18 protein-coding genes are annotated in these 15,976 nt (G+C 44.7%); 13 read left to right on the top strand and 5 right to left on the bottom strand.

Annotated elements, in window-relative coordinates; genetic code table 11:
• Positions 1-216 precede the first annotated feature (216 nt).
• Positions 217-1,302 (bottom strand): glycosyltransferase family 4 protein, encoded by a 1,086-nt coding sequence (locus IQ270_RS20930; protein ID WP_193975141.1) that lies wholly within the window; start codon positions 1,300-1,302, stop codon positions 217-219.
• A 233-nt stretch (positions 1,303-1,535) separates the two neighbouring features.
• Between IQ270_RS20930 and IQ270_RS20925 the strand changes: the two genes are divergently transcribed.
• The 4 genes from IQ270_RS20925 (at position 1,536) to IQ270_RS20910 (ending at position 5,448) form a co-directional block, all read left to right on the top strand.
• On the top strand, positions 1,536-1,715 hold the full coding sequence (locus IQ270_RS20925) for a hypothetical protein (RefSeq protein WP_193975140.1): 180 nt from the start codon (positions 1,536-1,538) through the stop codon (positions 1,713-1,715).
• Between the two features lie 153 nt (positions 1,716-1,868).
• Complete coding sequence (locus IQ270_RS20920) at positions 1,869-3,320, top strand: EH signature domain-containing protein (protein ID WP_193975139.1); 1,452 nt, start codon at positions 1,869-1,871, stop codon at positions 3,318-3,320.
• Between the two features lie 289 nt (positions 3,321-3,609).
• Positions 3,610-4,344: a phosphoadenylyl-sulfate reductase gene (locus IQ270_RS20915; RefSeq protein ID WP_193975138.1), complete on the top strand. Its 735-nt coding sequence runs from the start codon at positions 3,610-3,612 to the stop codon at positions 4,342-4,344.
• A 141-nt stretch (positions 4,345-4,485) separates the two neighbouring features.
• Positions 4,486-5,448, top strand: coding sequence for a class II fructose-bisphosphate aldolase (locus IQ270_RS20910; RefSeq protein ID WP_193975137.1), 963 nt, complete (start codon positions 4,486-4,488; stop codon positions 5,446-5,448).
• A gap of 115 nt (positions 5,449-5,563) precedes the next feature.
• Here the strand turns inward: IQ270_RS20910 and IQ270_RS20905 are convergent, their stop codons facing one another.
• A complete protein-coding gene (locus IQ270_RS20905) occupies positions 5,564-6,421 on the bottom strand; it encodes a Uma2 family endonuclease (protein WP_193975136.1) in 858 nt (285 codons plus the stop codon).
• A 197-nt stretch (positions 6,422-6,618) separates the two neighbouring features.
• Between IQ270_RS20905 and IQ270_RS20900 the strand changes: the two genes are divergently transcribed.
• Together IQ270_RS20900 and IQ270_RS20895 are read left to right on the top strand one after the other, a co-directional pair.
• Complete coding sequence (locus IQ270_RS20900; protein ID WP_193975135.1) at positions 6,619-8,829, top strand: Tex family protein; 2,211 nt, start codon at positions 6,619-6,621, stop codon at positions 8,827-8,829.
• A 69-nt stretch (positions 8,830-8,898) separates the two neighbouring features.
• Positions 8,899-9,483: a Uma2 family endonuclease gene (locus IQ270_RS20895; protein ID WP_193975134.1), complete on the top strand. Its 585-nt coding sequence runs from the start codon at positions 8,899-8,901 to the stop codon at positions 9,481-9,483.
• An 89-nt stretch (positions 9,484-9,572) separates the two neighbouring features.
• On the opposite strand, the gene IQ270_RS20890 is transcribed toward IQ270_RS20895, so the two are convergent.
• The 3 genes from IQ270_RS20890 to IQ270_RS20880 form a co-directional block, all read right to left on the bottom strand.
• Complete coding sequence (locus IQ270_RS20890) at positions 9,573-9,758, bottom strand: hypothetical protein (RefSeq protein ID WP_193975133.1); 186 nt, start codon at positions 9,756-9,758, stop codon at positions 9,573-9,575.
• A 12-nt stretch (positions 9,759-9,770) separates the two neighbouring features.
• A complete protein-coding gene (locus IQ270_RS20885; protein ID WP_193975132.1) occupies positions 9,771-10,850 on the bottom strand; it encodes a PIN/TRAM domain-containing protein in 1,080 nt (359 codons plus the stop codon).
• A 99-nt stretch (positions 10,851-10,949) separates the two neighbouring features.
• Entirely contained in the window at positions 10,950-11,144 is a 195-nt protein-coding gene (locus IQ270_RS20880) for a hypothetical protein (protein ID WP_193975131.1), read from the bottom strand.
• A gap of 106 nt (positions 11,145-11,250) precedes the next feature.
• Here IQ270_RS20880 and hemW point away from each other — a divergent pair, with 106 nt between their 5' ends.
• From hemW to IQ270_RS32390, 7 genes are all read left to right on the top strand, one after another.
• On the top strand, positions 11,251-12,594 hold the full coding sequence (gene hemW, locus IQ270_RS20875; RefSeq protein WP_193975130.1) for a radical SAM family heme chaperone HemW: 1,344 nt from the start codon (positions 11,251-11,253) through the stop codon (positions 12,592-12,594).
• Between the two features lie 213 nt (positions 12,595-12,807).
• Positions 12,808-13,068, top strand: coding sequence for a hypothetical protein (locus tag IQ270_RS20870; RefSeq protein ID WP_193975129.1), 261 nt, complete (start codon positions 12,808-12,810; stop codon positions 13,066-13,068).
• 93 nt (positions 13,069-13,161) lie between these two features.
• Positions 13,162-13,434, top strand: coding sequence for a DUF1830 domain-containing protein (locus IQ270_RS20865; RefSeq protein WP_193975128.1), 273 nt, complete (start codon positions 13,162-13,164; stop codon positions 13,432-13,434).
• Positions 13,435-13,930: 496 nt separating this feature from the next.
• The gene (locus IQ270_RS31265; protein ID WP_228056555.1) at positions 13,931-14,302 is read left to right on the top strand and encodes a hypothetical protein; all 372 of its coding nucleotides are present in this window, start codon (positions 13,931-13,933) and stop codon (positions 14,300-14,302) included.
• A 108-nt stretch (positions 14,303-14,410) separates the two neighbouring features.
• Positions 14,411-15,535 (top strand): transposase, encoded by a 1,125-nt coding sequence (locus IQ270_RS20860; protein ID WP_228056554.1) that lies wholly within the window; start codon positions 14,411-14,413, stop codon positions 15,533-15,535.
• A 16-nt stretch (positions 15,536-15,551) separates the two neighbouring features.
• A complete protein-coding gene (locus IQ270_RS20855; protein ID WP_193975127.1) occupies positions 15,552-15,836 on the top strand; it encodes a hypothetical protein in 285 nt (94 codons plus the stop codon).
• An 18-nt stretch (positions 15,837-15,854) separates the two neighbouring features.
• Entirely contained in the window at positions 15,855-15,968 is a 114-nt protein-coding gene (locus IQ270_RS32390) for a transposase (RefSeq protein ID WP_368670134.1), read from the top strand.
• Positions 15,969-15,976: the final 8 nt, after the last annotated feature.

Raw genomic sequence — 15,976 nt, 5'->3', positions numbered from 1 at the left:
TGCGGTAAGGAATGAGAATTAAATAACTTACCATTTTTATGGTTCTTGTGGGACGCCCATCCCACGTCCTTTCTGGACGGGCGGGACGCGCATCCCACGTCCTTTCTGGACGGGCGGGACGCCCATCCCACAATTATGTGTAAATTATTTAATTCACGATCCTAAGTAAATTTTCGATAACTAAACCCGCCTTGGGTTTAATTTGTGATCGCGCAGCTATACGCTGGGGAGTTCTAATTCAGTCAAATTATGCGCGTAACCGTTTTGCGAAAAGCGCTCTTTTAAAATTTGTCGGTAAACTGCTTCGTAGCCGTCAACCATTGTTTTAACGCTGAAACGATCGATCGCGTGTTGGCGACAAGCGCTGCGATCGAGTTTCCGGGCTGGCTCGATGGCGGCGACACATTCTGCCACACTTTCGCACAGAAAACCCGTTTTCCCGTGAACAATTACTTCTGGAGTCGAACCCAATTTCATCGCAATCACCGGCGTTCCCGTCACCATTGACTCAATCATCACTAACCCGAAAGGTTCGCGCCAAGTAATTGGAAATAATGTCGCGACTGCACCGCCCATCAGCACACTTTTTTGGGCGTGGTTTGCTTCACCTAAATATTCTATTTGCTCGCCGTCAATGTGCGGCTTGATTTGTTGCTCGAAATATTCGCGATCGACAACATCTACTTTCCCCGCCATCTTTAAATGCCAGCCGGATTTTTTGGCAATTTCTATGGCTAAATGCGCCCCTTTTTCTGGTGAAATTCGACCGAGAAAAGCTAAATAAGCAGGATTGTCCGGCTGCGCGTGAAATTCGTAGGTTGCCGGATCGATGCCGTTATAAACTGTGGCAAGGTAGTTAAGATTTAGTCTTTCTTCCTGCTGAGAGTTGGAAATACTTACATAAGGCTGAGTGCGGGCGTAGCTAAACATCTTCTCGTTGTCGGGGGTAAAAATGCCGTGGAGGGTGTGAAGTGTGGGGGTTTTTACTAAGCGCGAGTAAGGCAAAGCGGCGCACCCGACGTGGGAGTGAATGATGTCAAATTCTTCCGATTTTTCGTAGACTTTGCTCAGTTGGAGCATCTCGTAAATTCCGTATTCTTTAACGGTGGAATCTAGACGCAAAGCTCTGGGGTGAACTGATTCTAAAGTAGCAGAAGTAATTGAATCGCCGGAGGCAAATAAGGTGACATCATGTCCCCTTCTGACTAATTCCTCGGTCAAGAGGCTGACCACCAGTTCAATTCCTCCGTAAGCTGGGGGCGGAACTCGCTCTGCTAGGGGGGCAATTTGGGCAATTCTCATGACAAACCTTCTTATTTATTTATTGTAAAATTTGCTACGCGATCCAAGTTTGTTGCGGTAGGTAGTGCTGGCAACTACTCTTAACTTGTGAGTTTTTTTCGCGTACAGTTAAATTTAAGAACACTTTACAAATTTAGTCTATGCTACCTGAGAGAGAGATTTTGATTTCCGGCGAGATCACTTTTTTGCTTGAATTTTGAGTTGACACCTCTAGCACGCACGGACCAGCTTAATTGACTTTTGCCGAAAGAGAGAATAATACGCAACCGAGCAATTTATCGGGTGCATCTGTGTTTGGCTTTTATTGTGGTGCGATCGCACTGCAAGCAAAACAAAAAAATGCTTTTTGCCAAGCCCCAGATACTCCCGATTTTTCCCAGTCGCATCTTCCCTTAATATCGAAAATTGTGTAAAATACTACAATCACCAAACTTGCGCGCGGGCGATCGCAAAAACTGAGTTTTTCAACTTTGAGCGACCGCGCGGAATTTTAGTCCAGACAACTCGGTTGATCCGTCGAAAAACTAATCATAATTCATTAATTTAATTGGAATAAAATCATTAAAATGAGCGTTTATTTTCGCGAAGTTCAACTCCCCCCAAGCCCCAGCAATCGACATCCAGAAAAAATAAAACTTGCGGGAACTTTTGCTCCCAAAAGCAAGCCAAACGTTCCCGAACAAAAAGGAATATTGCTGCGGGGGATGACAGAAATTATAGCAGATATTCAGAGCGATCGAGCTGACAGCATTACTCCTCTGGAATGGACTTATTGTCTCTGGGCAAAACCTGAATGGGATATCAAAAACCCCGAGCGCGCCCCAGAAATATCCCAAGCTATTTGGCTGGTAGCTCACAACAATACGCGGTTGAAACAGCAGTTGCTGTGGCGCTTGGCTCTCCACCACAGCCACCAGTTAGAAAATCCAGTTTCCAGCAATGCTCCCGCGCTCGATCCAGGTTTGGTAGAGTGTTTTGCCGACTTTGCAAATACAGCGACTGCTGCGGATGCTCTGCCACTACAAATTATTAAAATACTCACCCGCGATTTGCCGGATTACGAGCTAGCAAAACTGAGTTGGCAATACCTAAAAACCCCAGTAGAACTATTAATAAAAGCTCAGTTACCCGCAAGTATCCCCGTAGTCGATCGCGCCGGGCCGCACCTGGCGGGAATTTTTGCCAAAAATCAGGTTTCCGATTTGTCGGGCGTAGAATGGCTGTTGCGCTGCTTGAAGGAAATGGCTGCGGGGCCGCAACTTGCAGCAGTTGAAGAGTTGTTAGTGAAAATTTCGAGCGATATTCTCAAAAATCAAAGACCGAAATTGGTTGAGTGGGTGCGAGACGAATATTATCCGAAATTGCAGTTACTTTCGGCTCCCGCTCGAGAGTCGCTGATTCGATGGATTGGCGCACTAAATTACAGTTATTTCCAGAAAACAATCGATTTGGTGGCGCGGATGCTGCGGCTGTCTGATGCGGAAATTAAGCAGTTGGAGGAACGCCGGGATTTTTGGGCAAATTACACCGATCGCCTGAAGCGGGTGCGGTTGCTGTTGCCGCAGTCGTCTGTGAGTGCGATCGGCTACCAGTTGCAGTTTGATGTCGATATTTTACCGGAGGATGGCGCTCCTGCAACTGAAGTCTGCATTTTTCAGTTCGAGGAGTATTGTGCGATCGAGTTTTTCCGGGGTACGGGCGCCGAAATTCGCTTAATAAAGCGCAGCAAAGAGAACGATCGGCTGTTGTTTGTCAAAAAAGAACTTTCAACTAAGCGCCTCAGAAAATTAGGTGGCGAAGTTCACGATCGCGTTTTTATGTGGCAGAGTTCTTGCGAAAAGTGGCTGAAACAAAAAAATATCATTCCCAACGAAGGAACTAAATCTTTTCAGGGAATGTCCCAGTATTACGGCAAATACGATCCTACAAATGGCTTGAGAATACCGGAACCTCAGGAACAAAAACAGCGGGATGTTTTATTGAAAAAGTGGCAGAAAGAAATGGAATCTTTGTCTTAATGATTGCGACTAATCAGTTTGTAGTGAAGAGTCCGAGTCCGCAAAAATTAAGAAGGACTGAAGTCCTCACTACAAACCCGATTGAAGTGTGCGACAGTCATATTTTCCCCGGTAGAAGAGTTTTGGCTTGACCGAAATTGCCACAAACGGGCGATCGTACTCCTTGATCTCTCCTCGCGGGTACAGCCGAAAAGACTGTTCCCAGATGCCGTTAAATTAATCAGTGAGATAGATACTGCGATCGTCTATAATCGAGGGTTAGAGAAAAGAACATCGAGAACACGAAAATATGGTTGCCATCGAAACAAATCTCAACATTGCCGCCCTGGAAGCAGAATACAGTCAAAAAACACCGCGAGAAATTCTCAAATTTGCCCTAGACAATTTTGACAATATCTCAATTTCTTTCAGCGGTGCCGAAGATGTAGTTCTGATAGACATGGCATCAAAAATTACCAAAAACTTCCGCGTTTTCACCTTAGACACGGGACGGTTGCACTCAGAAACCTATGAGTTTCTGGAGCTAGTTAGAAAACATTACGGCATTAAATTAGAAGTAATGTTTCCCGATGCAGCAGAAGTACAAGCCCTAGTAGATGAAAAGGGAATGTTTAGTTTTTATGAAGACGGCCACAAAGAATGCTGTGGCGTGCGGAAAGTCAAGCCACTTCGCCGCAAATTGAATACTCTAGATGCTTGGATTACCGGTCAGCGCAAAGACCAAAGTCCCAGTACCCGCAACGGTATTCCCGTGATTGAAGTTGACGGTGCATTTTCAACTCCAGACCATGAATTAATTAAATTCAACCCCTTAGCAAACTGGTCTTCGGCAGAAGTTTGGGATTATATTCGCGCTTTGGAAGTGCCTTACAATAAGTTGCACGAACGCGGTTTTGTTAGCATTGGTTGCGAACCTTGTACAAAACCAGTATTGCCAAACCAACACGAACGCGAAGGTCGTTGGTGGTGGGAAGAATCGACAATGAAAGAGTGCGGCTTGCACGCTGGTAACGCACAAAAATAGTAAGTTAATTAGTAAGGTGCGCGCGCATCGGTGCACCTTACTTAAAAATTTACATTTAGAAGAAATAAAAATTCAGATGAGCTGGCAACCGAATTTTGATAAGATGAGAAACATTCAAAAATATTTTTAAGCCAGGTACTTATGCTCGCCTCAACTAGCGAATTGCTGAACACAGCCCGGAGAAACGCTTATGCGATCGGCGCTTTTAACGTGTACAATCTCGAAGGAGTAAAAGCCGTCATCGAGGCCGCCGAAGCGCTGCAAAGTCCTGCGATGCTTCAACTTCACCCCAGCGCCCTCAAATACGGGAAATCGCCTTTAGTCGCGCTTTGCATGGAAGCCGCGCGCAAATCTTTAGTGCCGATCGCAGTACACTTAGATCACAGTACCTCAGAAAAAGATATTGATCTCGCCCTAGCCGCTGGTATCAAGTCAATTATGGCAGACGGTTCTCCTTTGTCCTACGAACAAAATTTAAATTTTACTCGGAAAATGACTAAGCTATCCCACGCTAACGGTGCGGTAGTTGAAGCAGAAATCGGCAGAATTAGCGGCACGGAAGACGGTTTGACAATCGAAGAAAAAGCGGCAAAAATGACCGATCCGGTGGAAGCTGTAGAGTTTATTGCAGCAACTAAGGTGGATTTTTTAGCGGTAACAATTGGCAACGTTCACGGTAAATATTTCAGCGAACCGAAACTCGATTTTCCGCGTTTGGCAAAAATTCGGGCTTCTGTTTCGGTGCCGTTAGTGCTGCACGGTGCTAGCGGTTTGCCGGAATCGATGATTAATCAATCTATTACATTAGGTGTATCTAAGTTTAATGTAAATACGGAAGTTCGCGATGCTTATATGGATGTTTTGAAAACTAGCAATTCTTTGTCCGATCCGGATTTGTTGGAAGTTATGGAAAAGGCGATTTCTGCTATGCGATCGGTCATTTCGGGCAAGTTGCAACTTTTCGGTTCTGCTGGTAAGGCTTATTTGCATCAGTCACCTTATGCGGAAGGATTTACGGCAAATAGTGTTAGCAATAAACAAGAAAACCGGGCGGTTGAAACCGCTAAGAGGGCCCAAGCCCAACAACGTACCTCATCTTTCTGAGAACCGCTATACGTTATCTTCTTCAGTCCACGGAGGTGGACTTTGTCTGTGTAGACGCGGTTTCAACCGCTGTCTTTTCTTTGTTTATATAGACGTGGTTTCAACCGCCGTTTTTCTAACGGTTTAAAAATCGATCGGGATCTATGCCAGATTCCCGCAACCGCTGAATTAAAGACTGCAATTGAGTTTCCGCTGACTCGGCCCTAGATTCCGCTGAATCAGCGCGCTCCCGTTGCTGTTCGGCTTCAGTCAGAATCCAATTGCCATCAACATCATACCAGCGCAACCACAGGCGATCGATTCCCTGAAACTCCCCTTGCCACAAACCCAAGCCCAAACCTAGATCGGCAATCCAGACTCGCGAGTCAGATAATTCTAATTCTTGATAGTGTCCGGCATTCAATGCAAACACTCGCAACCTGTTAGTATAGCGACTGAAAACGGCATAAACAGGAACCCGCAAAATCTGCTCGTAAACCTCCCATTTACTGGGCGGTTTCTCATTTATTTCTGCCTCTAAAACTTGCCAGTTACCCGCACCATTCGGCTGATTTGGCAACCTTTCCTCATCGATATTTGCGCCTAAATCTTCTTTTTCCGTTCCCGGTGAAAGCAGTTCCACAATTACAAAAGGATTCACACCTTCCTGCCAAGTAACGTAACTCATCCGCAGTTCGGATCGATTGTAAAGTCTCGGAACTCCCACCACTCCAAACCAATCCGGGCGCTTGTGCCACAGAGTGTGCTGCACGTCATAATACAGGTTCATGTCGGTGCCGCTAAATATCTCAGAAGCCTGATAATTGCGAGGGCGAAAGGCCAGGGTTAACAACTGTGGCTGCAAATCGTGAAATTCGTCTGGCAAACCAGGTTCCTCCGGATCTTCGCTCGGTAAATCGTACATTGTCGGCAGCGTTTCTCTGGGCGATCGCGGCGGATCGCTTTGCGGCACTGGATATTTAAAAGGAAACATATAATATTGAGAAATGACTGCATTTATGCTAACATCATTTTAATACTGCTAGGACGATAGATTAAACCTTCTCAAAGTCTTATTTATCTCATTTCCTCCTCTGTGTCCTCTGCGCCTCTGCGGTTCATTTTCCTCTTAATTCGCGGAATTCATAAATAATTTATTAACCGCCAGTAATTGACTCAAACTTCTGTACTATGCTCAACATCCCTCAACTGATTGCTCAAGAACTTGCTATCAATCTTTCTCAAGTCAACAATGCTCTGGAACTTTTCGCCGAGGGCGCAACTATTCCGTTTATTGCCCGCTACCGCAAAGAACGCACGGATTTGTTGAATGAAATTCAGTTGCGGGATATCTCGGATCGCTTCACGTATTTGACGGAAATCGAAGACCGCAAAAAATCGATTTTAGAGACGATCGCCTCTCAGGGAAAGCTCACGGAGGAACTGCACGCAAAAATTGAGTCGTGCTTGCAAAAAAACGAACTCGAAGACCTTTATTTGCCTTACAAACCCAAGCGCCGGACGCGGGCGACAATTGCTAGAGAAAAAGGTTTAGAACCGCTGGCAGAATTTATTAAGTCTCTGAATTTGCCAACTGCTAAACCAGCCGATATCGAAGCGGAAGCTGCTAAATATATTTCGGAAGAAAAGGGAGTAAAGACAACAGAAGAAGCTGTCAAAGGTGCTGGGGATATTGTGGCGGAGGCCGTGTCCGAAAAAGCTGAACACCGAGCTTATTTGCGGGATTTTTTGATGAAAACAGGGGTTTTTGTCTCGAAAATTAAAGAGGATTTCCCGGAAGGAACTACGAAATTTGAAATGTACCGCAATTACCAAATTGCTGCGAGAAATGTTCAGTCGCACAATATGTTAGCGCTGTTTCGCGGGGAAACGGAGGGGGTTTTAGATTTAGACTTAGCCTTTGATGAATCGGCGGTGATGGCTTATTTGGAATCTCAAGAAATTAAAACTAGGATACCTGAAGTTAAAGAGTTTTATCGATCGACCTTGAAGGACGCTTTCAACCGCCTGATGAAGACTTCGCTGATGACGGAAGTGCGATCGCACCACAAAGCTGAGGCTGATATCGAGTCCATCACCACCTTTGAAACCAACCTCCGCGAGTTGCTGCTGTCGGCGCCGGCGGGTATGAAACCCACACTGGCGATCGATCCGGGATTTCGCACGGGGTGCAAAGTTTCCGCCCTCGACGAAACCGGGCAATTTTTAGAATATCAAGCCATTTTTCCCCACCAAGCCGCAGGTCAGAGACAACAAGCTGGTAAAATTGTCAAGCATTTGATTGAAAAATATAAAATTGAATTAATTGCGATCGGCAACGGTACAGCTTCCCGCGAAACCGACGACTTTGTGTCGGAAGTTTTGGCAGATATGGACATAAAACCGATTAAAGTCATGGTGAACGAATCCGGCGCATCGATTTATTCAGCAAGCGATGTGGCGATCGCCGAATTTCCCGATCTCGACATCACAGTCAGGGGCGCAGTCAGCATCGGTAGGCGCTTGCAAGATCCTTTAGCCGAACTTGTCAAAATTGACCCGAAATCAATCGGAGTCGGTCAATATCAGCACGACGTTGACCAAAAACTGCTCAAAAAGAAACTCGACGAAACAGTCGAAAGCTGCGTTAACTATGTCGGAGTTGACTTAAATACAGCCTCGAAAGAACTGCTGACCTTTGTGTCAGGAATGACGGCAACAGTTGCCAAAAATATCGTCAATTACCGCAACGAAAACGGCGCTTTTAAAAATCGCCGCCAACTCCTGAAAGTTCCCAAACTCGGGCCAAAAGCTTTTGAACAAGCCGCCGGATTTCTCCGCATTCGCGGTGGCGAAAACCCGCTGGACAATACAGCAGTTCATCCTGAAAGTTATGCTGTAGTGCAGGCGATCGCCAAAGATTTAAGTTTACCGCTGACAAAAATAACAGAAATATCGGAAAAAGTCAAGACTGTAAACATCAAGAAATATGTCACAGAAAAAGTCGGTGAACCAACACTGCGAGACATTATTTCCGAACTAGAAAAACCGGGAAGAGACCCGCGCGCCGAGTTTAAATATGCGACTTTCCAAGCTGGAATTAAAGAAATCTCCGATTTGCAACTTGGGATGGAATTAGAAGGCATCATCACGAATGTAGCTAACTTTGGAGCCTTTGTTGATGTGGGAGTGCATCAAGATGGTTTGGTTCATATTTCTCAATTAGCCGATCGATTTGTGGACGATCCGAAACAGATTGTGAAAGTCGGACAAGTTGTGAAAGTGCGGGTTTTGGAGGTGAATGAAAAGTTAAAGCGGGTGAGTTTGACGATGAAGCTGCCAGAAAAACCGCAACCGCAAAATGGCAATACCGCGAGGCTTCCGGCCCCGCGCCGGCGTTGAAAGTTTGGGGGAAAGGCGAAAAAGGGCGATGGACTATAATAGTGTAATCCTCACCCACTTCAAAATTATATGGTTGCAAGTAAAAGCGACACCTACATCTCTCCTGAAGATTATTTAGCAGGCGAGAAAGTCAGTTTGATCAAACACGAGTACAGACAAGGTGAAATCTATGCAATGGCAGGGACTAGCAAAGCTCACGCCATCATTAGTCTCAATGCAGCAATTTTGCTGAGAAATCATCTTCGGGGAAGTGGCTGTATACCTTACATGGCAGACATAAAAGTTCGGATTGAGGCAGCAAATTGTTATTACTATCCCGATGTAGCGGTGAGTTGCGATGAACGAGACAAAAATGCTGATGAAGATTTCATTACCTACCCGCGCTTAATTGTCGAAGTTTTATCGCCGAGTACAGCGGCTTTTGACAGAGGCGAAAAGTTTGCCGATTACCGTACTTCCGAAAGTTTGCAAGAATATGTGTTAATCAATCAAGAAAAAGTTAGTGTAGAGTGTTTTCGCCGGAATGCAGAGGGTTTGTGGGTGCTTTATCCTTACAGTCAAGGGCAAGACGTTCAGTTTGCTAGCGTTAATTTTAGCTGTGCGATCGAGGCGTTGTATGAAGATGCCATTCCAAGTCTAGTTAATTATTCATAATAATTGTTTGTAGTAAGGACTTTAGTCCTGCTTAACTAAAACGAGAGAGAGAGGACTGAAGTCCTCACTACAAACCCACTCGGATATTCTTATTTTTTCTTGCTGGCTTTCCAAGTGCCGCCGTAGAAGTAAAAAGGATTGTTTTTACTTGCCGATTCCCAACAGTTAAGACACAAAAAAAACCACTGCCCCGACTCGTCGTACCGGGCGCGGTAGAGAGTCGGGGCAGATTGGGAACAGCGATCGCAATATTTGATTCTGATTGCTCTGGCCATTGTTACTTTGTTTCAAGCAATTACGGACTCTTGGGGGCGGGCAAAAATCATGCGGCCCGCGCTGGTTTGCAGGGCGCTGGTGACTACAACTCTGGCTTCGGCGCCGACGTAGCTGCTACCTGCTTCTACGACTACCATTGTGCCGTCATCCAAGTAGCCGATTCCTTGAGATGGTTCTTTGCCTTCTTTGCGAATTTTTAGTTCGATCGTATCTCCGGGCAAATAATTCGGGCGCACCGCATGAGTCAAGTCGTTGATATTCAAAACCGGCAGTTTTTGGACGGTAGCTACTTTCGATAAGTTGTAATCGTTGGTGAGCAAAATGCCGTCGATATCCAAAGCGAAGCGGACTAATTTGGCATCGACTGTGGCAATATCTTCGTAGTCAGCCGAGTGAATTTGAATCCGTTCTGGATATATTTCTTTGATGCGGTTGAGTACATCTAAGCCCCGGCGCCCGCGCACTCGCTTTTGATCGTTGGCGGAATCGGCTACCAGTTGCAGTTCTTGGAGCACGAATTGCGGGATGATAATTTGACCTTCGAGGAAACCTGTTTCGAGCAGGTTTTCAATCCTGCCGTCTATTATGCAGCTTGTATCAACTACTTTGGCAGAGGCTGGTTTGAAGGTTCCTTCAGCTACCAACACCGTGTCTAAGCTTTTGGGGTTGATCAGGCGCAAGAAAGCGCGGCCGTGAGTGTCGGTTAAGCTGACGCCTGTGAAACCGAACATGACGCTGCCCAATACTGCGACTAGGGGTTTGATGAACCCGAACTCGCGGGGAATTGGTAGCAGGAAGAGCGGGGCCAGCATTAAGTTCGCGACTAGCAGTCCCATGATTAAGCCGATCGCCCGTGTCAGCAGCATCTCCACCGGCATATCGCGGACTTGTTTTTCCAGCCGCCTGTAGGTTGTTTGAGCCACTAATCCGAACACGAAGCCGATTAATGCTCCAAACGAGCCGAGTACCGAACTTAAACCTTGTATATTTGTAACTTGCTCCAGCAGGTCGATCGGCAGCAACTCGACTCCGTAAAAGCCGATGCCTCCGCCTGCGATTATGAATGAAATAATTATGATTGCGTCTAGCATTAGTTCTAGGTTGATTAATTTGTTTACATTATATCTTTTGTGTGGTGACAGTTTTTTCCGCTGTTGCGGTCGGATATCGCTATCTTTACTCATAAATTTTCATAAACTTATATTTCGCGCTTGTGCCGTTGAGGGGGATGCGCGATTGAGCTTCGTGGCCGGACATCCCGCCCCCGATGACAGACAAGATGTGCGAATATACCGCCCCTGGCGCTGTTCGGGAATTTCTGCTGATCGATGGCGGTAGCCGGAAAAACTCAAATAGCCGTAGCACGGGCGAGGGCGGGACGCCATCCTTCGCACCGCCTTATTGCTAGCAAAATGTCATAATATACATAATTATTTATGAGTCTTTAATTAAAACTTTAGATTTGAACTGGGAATTTTGGCTTGAGATGTAATGAACGCTACCACAGATTATTTAACATTTGAATTCAAAAAAAGCCAGCTTGCAGCAAATTCCGGCATTCCGAGTTCGGCTTACCTCCACGTACCTTTTTGTCGCCGCCGCTGTTACTACTGCGATTTTCCGGTTTTTGTCGTGGGCGATCGCAAAAACGGCGAAAATTCCGGCACAATCGTGCAATACGTTGCCGCCCTGTGTCAAGAAATTCAAGCAACTCCAAATTTAGGCACATCTCTGACAACAGTTTTTTTTGGCGGCGGCACGCCTTCGCTGCTGTCTGTCAGTCAGTTGAGTCAGATTTTAGAGACTCTCGACGGCAAATTTGGGATTGCTGCTGAGGCAGAAATTTCTATCGAAATCGACCCCGGAACCTTTACTTTAGAACAGTTGCGGGGATATGCAGCGGCGGGAGTAAATCGAGTTAGTTTGGGAGTGCAAGCTTTTCAGGATGAATTGCTGCAAGCTTGCGGGCGATCGCACTCTGTCGCCGAAATTTTTGAAGCAGTAGAAATAGTGCGATCGGCTGGTATTGTCAATTTCAGTTTAGACCTAATTTCGGGACTGCCCCACCAAACTTTAGAACAGTGGGAAGCTTCCCTGAAATCGGCGGTGGAAATTGGCCCGACTCACCTGTCGAGTTACGACTTAATTGTTGAGGAGGGAACAGCTTTCGGGCGGTACTTTCAAGCAGGCGCGGCACCGCTGCCTGCAGATGAAACTGCTGCTCAAATGTACCGTTTAGCCCGCTCAATACTCACCGCTGCCGGCTACGAACATTACGAAATTTCTAATTATGCTCTGCCCGGTTATCAGTGCCGCCACAACCGCGTTTATTGGGAAAATCGCCCTTATTACGGTTTGGGAATGGGGGCGGCGAGTTACGTGCAAGGGCGGAGGTTGACAAGACCTCGCAAAACTCAAGAATACTATCAGTGGGTGCGATCGATCTCTGCCACCGCTTCGGAAACTACCCCAAAAATAGAGGGGGAAACCCAGCATGATATTTACCCAACAATTGAGCAAAATTTGCCAGTTTCAGAAAATGACATTTTGCTAGAAACGCTGATGCTAGGTTTGCGTTTAGCAGAAGGAGTCAGCCTGTCGGCGCTGACTCAAAAGTTTACGCAGCAAACGGTCGATCGAATTTGGCATTGTTTGCAACCCTACTGGCGGCAAGGATGGGTGGAAATTGTGGCAGCCGATCGGGCGATCGCCATTTTACACAGTGACGGCAAACTGCCACTGTCGGGAAATTTGAGGTTGAGCGATCCAGAAGGTTTGTTATTTTCCAATACAATTTTAGCCGATTTGTTCAGCAACCTAGGCGAGGATAATTAGCTGGCGTCTGAGGAAGTACAACTTTAGGCAAGCCTCGCGGCAGCAAGCTCAAGATTCAAAAAATTAAAACGATCCCTAGCTTTATCCTGTCTAAAAAGATATGTTTGATATCGATCCCTAAACAAAACTTAAAATCTAAATAATCCTTGAGATAGACGCACCGACCGAAATCCGGCTGTCATACTTGAGAGTGAAGATTTCAAAAACATCTCAATGGAAACTCTAACCCTAGAACGCAACAATATTCACAGCAAGCCCAATCTGGTAATTAGCGATCGGCGCTGCACTTATACTTCTAAATGCAGTTTTTGCGCTCACTACCAACTACAAAGAGGTTCAGTAGGTCACTGTCAATTGTTGAACGCACCTGTGAGAGGAGGATGGAAATCTTGCACTTTAGCAATGCCACCTTTTGCACCTTCTTGGGAACACGTAGAAAGCGCCAATGTTTTCCCAGGAGCATTTGTTAATTAATGCAAACAATATATATTTTTCACTAATTGTATGCTATACTAGGCTGGGGTTATATCCCGCTCAATTGCACAATTTCACAAAAAAGTTAAAAACATGAATTTGACAACAAATGAGGTAATTTCAGAACGCGATACACGCATTTTGTGTTGGTATCTCAATAATACTAGCAAAATGCAAATTGCTCGAATCACAAATACTCCAAATTGGTATTTTGAGCGGACGGTGTTTCCAGGGGAACGTTTTTTGTTTGAAGCGATGCCGGAAGCTGAGTTAGAAGTTTGGAAGAATGCGGAGACTGGCGCTGTTGTGTGCGATCGAATTTTGTGCGATCGGCTGCGAGTTGAAGAATTAAGCACGGCTGATTGAAGATAATTCCCCAGACTTACCAACCAGAAACCCGGTTTTTTTTCAGAAACCGGGTTTCTCTGTGTGATTATATAAAACTCCGTTGGCTGACGCACTTGCGACATCAGAACCCCGGTTTCTTAATATACTTCTGATTCCGCGTCGCAAAATTCGGCTCTCCTGACTTTATAATGTATAATGTAACAAACAATACATTTATTCTCATGGACTTTTATTTGGACTATATATTAGACTTGCCTGAAGTGAAGGTTGAAAGTTGTACTCAAATTGAGGGAAAAATTTGATTGGGACTGAGAATTGTAGGAGAAGGTATGGTTTGTCATGATTGTCAAAATGTATCCGCTCAATAATTCGGGGTAACAGAGGAAAAAAAAGTAAGCAGAGTGCACAAAGTGTTATAAAATAGGACACATGACGCCAAAGACTATTTCACGCATACAAATCATCCTCCAATATACTGCAAACCATCGACCCCTCAGATATTGCAGACCAATCAATGCGTCAGACAGTAGAACTCTTACTGAACCTCATAGAACAATTACAATTAAAAGTCAAAGACTTAGAATCAGAGAATCAACGGTTAAAAGATGAAAACAACCGATTGAAGGGAGAACAAGGAAAACCCGACATCAAAGCCAACTCCAAAGGATTCAAAAACCAACACTCATCAGAAAAAGAACGAAAAACGCCAAAAAAGCACAGCAAAGGCAGTAAAAAAGCGACCATCAAAATAGATAGAGAACAAATACTAGAATATCCCACAGACCAACTGCCATTAGATTCAGAATTTAAAGGATACGAACAAGTAATCATCCAAGATATCAGCTTAGCAACCGACAACATATTGTTCCGTAAACAGAAATATTAGTCACCCTCACTCCGAAAAACCTATGTAGCAGAACTACCATTGGGCTACGAAGGAGAATTTGGACCAGGAATCAAAGCCTTAATCATCAGTTTGTACTATGGGGGGAATATGACCCAAAGTAAACTATTAGATTTTTTAGCCGACCTAGGCATTTCCATTTCAGCCGGTTATTTATCAAACCTGTTAATCAAAAACCACTTCCTTTTTGAAACCGAGAAAAAAGAAGTTTATGATTCAGGACTAGCAAGTAGCCCCTGGCAACACTTCGATCAAACTGGCGCGCGTGTAGCTGGAGTAAACCACACCACCAATATCATTTGCAACCCTTTATATACAGTCTACTTCACAACAGCTAATAAAGATAGACTGACTGTAATCAAAGGATTACAGCCCGGACGAGAACTGAAATTTATCCTAAATCCACTCTTCTTCTCACTAATTGAGGACTTCAAAATCCCGATTAAATGGCAAAACGCTCTCCAGCTATTACCTCAAGAAACGGTGTTGAGCGAGTCACAGTTTAATCACGAACTCAATAAGTATCTACCCAAACTGGGTTCCCAACAAGTTACCCGGATTAAGGAAGCAGCAGCTATTGCTTTCTACCATCAGCAAACTGATTGCCCAGTTGTACAAACCCTCTGTTGCGATGATGCCCCCCAATTCAAGTTAATCACTGCTGATAGAGCGTTATGTTGGGTGCATGAGGGAAGGCATTACAAAAAGTTAAGCCCCGTATTCCATTGCCATCAAGAAATTTTAGGAAAATTTCTCAAAGATTTTTGGGATTATTATCGGGAATTATTAGCTGATAAAGATGTTCCCAGTCCTGAAGCTGCACTGCTTTTAAAGTCAAAATTTCGGCGGCTTTTTGAAACTCCAAGCGGCTCTGAATTGTTGGATGAACGCAAACAATTAACTGCGACAAAAGTATCGGAGTTGCTGAGGGTTTTAGAGCATCCTGAATTACCTTTACACAATAATCCGGCTGAGTTAGCTGCCAGAACTATGGTGCAGCGACGTAATATTAGTTATGCAACTCAAACGATTGAGGGTACTCAGGCGATCGATACTTTTATGTCTCTGGTTGCCACTACTCGTCAGTTGGGAATCAGTTTTTTTGACTATGTGCGTGACCGAATTTCTCAACTTGGAATTATTCCCTCTCTCTCCACTATTATTCGCGAAAAATCTGCTCTTTATCCTTTGGGATTGTCTTGGCAACTAGAATAACTGCTACCCCTACTTATTGAGCCGATACAAAAAACTTCATAGATTTTTATCAGAGAATGAATGGACTATAGATAATATTTGGTTGCCACTGGTGATTGGTTGGATTAAAGGTAGTGTCAAACAAAATAAGGTTATATATTTAGCAATAGATCGAACCAAATGGCAATCAAATAATATTTTGATGGTCAGCATGATTTGGCTAAAAAGAGCTATTCCTATTTATTGGAAAGCCCTTGAAAAACAAGGTAACAGCACATGGGAAAATCAACAATTTGTATTAACACCAGTATTCGCCGCCTGATCAGATTATAAATTGCTCGTGTTAGGAGATGGTGAATTTTGTAGTGTTACCCTGGCAAATTGGCTCAGGGAGAAGAAAGTAGATTTCTGTTTACGACTAAAAAAGAATGTTTGTATCAAGACGGAAGATTAGTTATGGAC

This window comes from Microcoleus sp. LEGE 07076 (assembly GCF_015207455.1).
GTDB lineage: Bacteria > Cyanobacteriota > Cyanobacteriia > Cyanobacteriales > Microcoleaceae > Microcoleus.
Note: the sequence above shows the minus strand (reverse complement) of the source record. Positions and strands in the feature narration are given on the sequence as shown.

Coding starts and splice junctions, on each gene's coding strand:
- IQ270_RS20930 (WP_193975141.1), bottom strand. CDS start 1,302: ATGAGAATTGCCCAAATTGCCCCCCTAGCAGAGCGAGTTCCGCCCCCA.
- IQ270_RS20920 (WP_193975139.1), top strand. CDS start 1,869: ATGAGCGTTTATTTTCGCGAAGTTCAACTCCCCCCAAGCCCCAGCAAT.
- IQ270_RS20915 (WP_193975138.1), top strand. CDS start 3,610: ATGGTTGCCATCGAAACAAATCTCAACATTGCCGCCCTGGAAGCAGAA.
- IQ270_RS20910 (WP_193975137.1), top strand. CDS start 4,486: ATGCTCGCCTCAACTAGCGAATTGCTGAACACAGCCCGGAGAAACGCT.
- IQ270_RS20905 (WP_193975136.1), bottom strand. CDS start 6,421: ATGTTTCCTTTTAAATATCCAGTGCCGCAAAGCGATCCGCCGCGATCG.
- IQ270_RS20900 (WP_193975135.1), top strand. CDS start 6,619: ATGCTCAACATCCCTCAACTGATTGCTCAAGAACTTGCTATCAATCTT.
- IQ270_RS20895 (WP_193975134.1), top strand. CDS start 8,899: ATGGTTGCAAGTAAAAGCGACACCTACATCTCTCCTGAAGATTATTTA.
- IQ270_RS20890 (WP_193975133.1), bottom strand. CDS start 9,758: ATGGCCAGAGCAATCAGAATCAAATATTGCGATCGCTGTTCCCAATCT.
- IQ270_RS20885 (WP_193975132.1), bottom strand. CDS start 10,850: ATGCTAGACGCAATCATAATTATTTCATTCATAATCGCAGGCGGAGGC.
- IQ270_RS20880 (WP_193975131.1), bottom strand. CDS start 11,144: ATGGCGTCCCGCCCTCGCCCGTGCTACGGCTATTTGAGTTTTTCCGGC.
- hemW (WP_193975130.1), top strand. CDS start 11,251: ATGAACGCTACCACAGATTATTTAACATTTGAATTCAAAAAAAGCCAG.
- IQ270_RS20870 (WP_193975129.1), top strand. CDS start 12,808: ATGGAAACTCTAACCCTAGAACGCAACAATATTCACAGCAAGCCCAAT.
- IQ270_RS20865 (WP_193975128.1), top strand. CDS start 13,162: ATGAATTTGACAACAAATGAGGTAATTTCAGAACGCGATACACGCATT.
- IQ270_RS31265 (WP_228056555.1), top strand. CDS start 13,931: ATGCGTCAGACAGTAGAACTCTTACTGAACCTCATAGAACAATTACAA.
- IQ270_RS20860 (WP_228056554.1), top strand. CDS start 14,411: ATGACCCAAAGTAAACTATTAGATTTTTTAGCCGACCTAGGCATTTCC.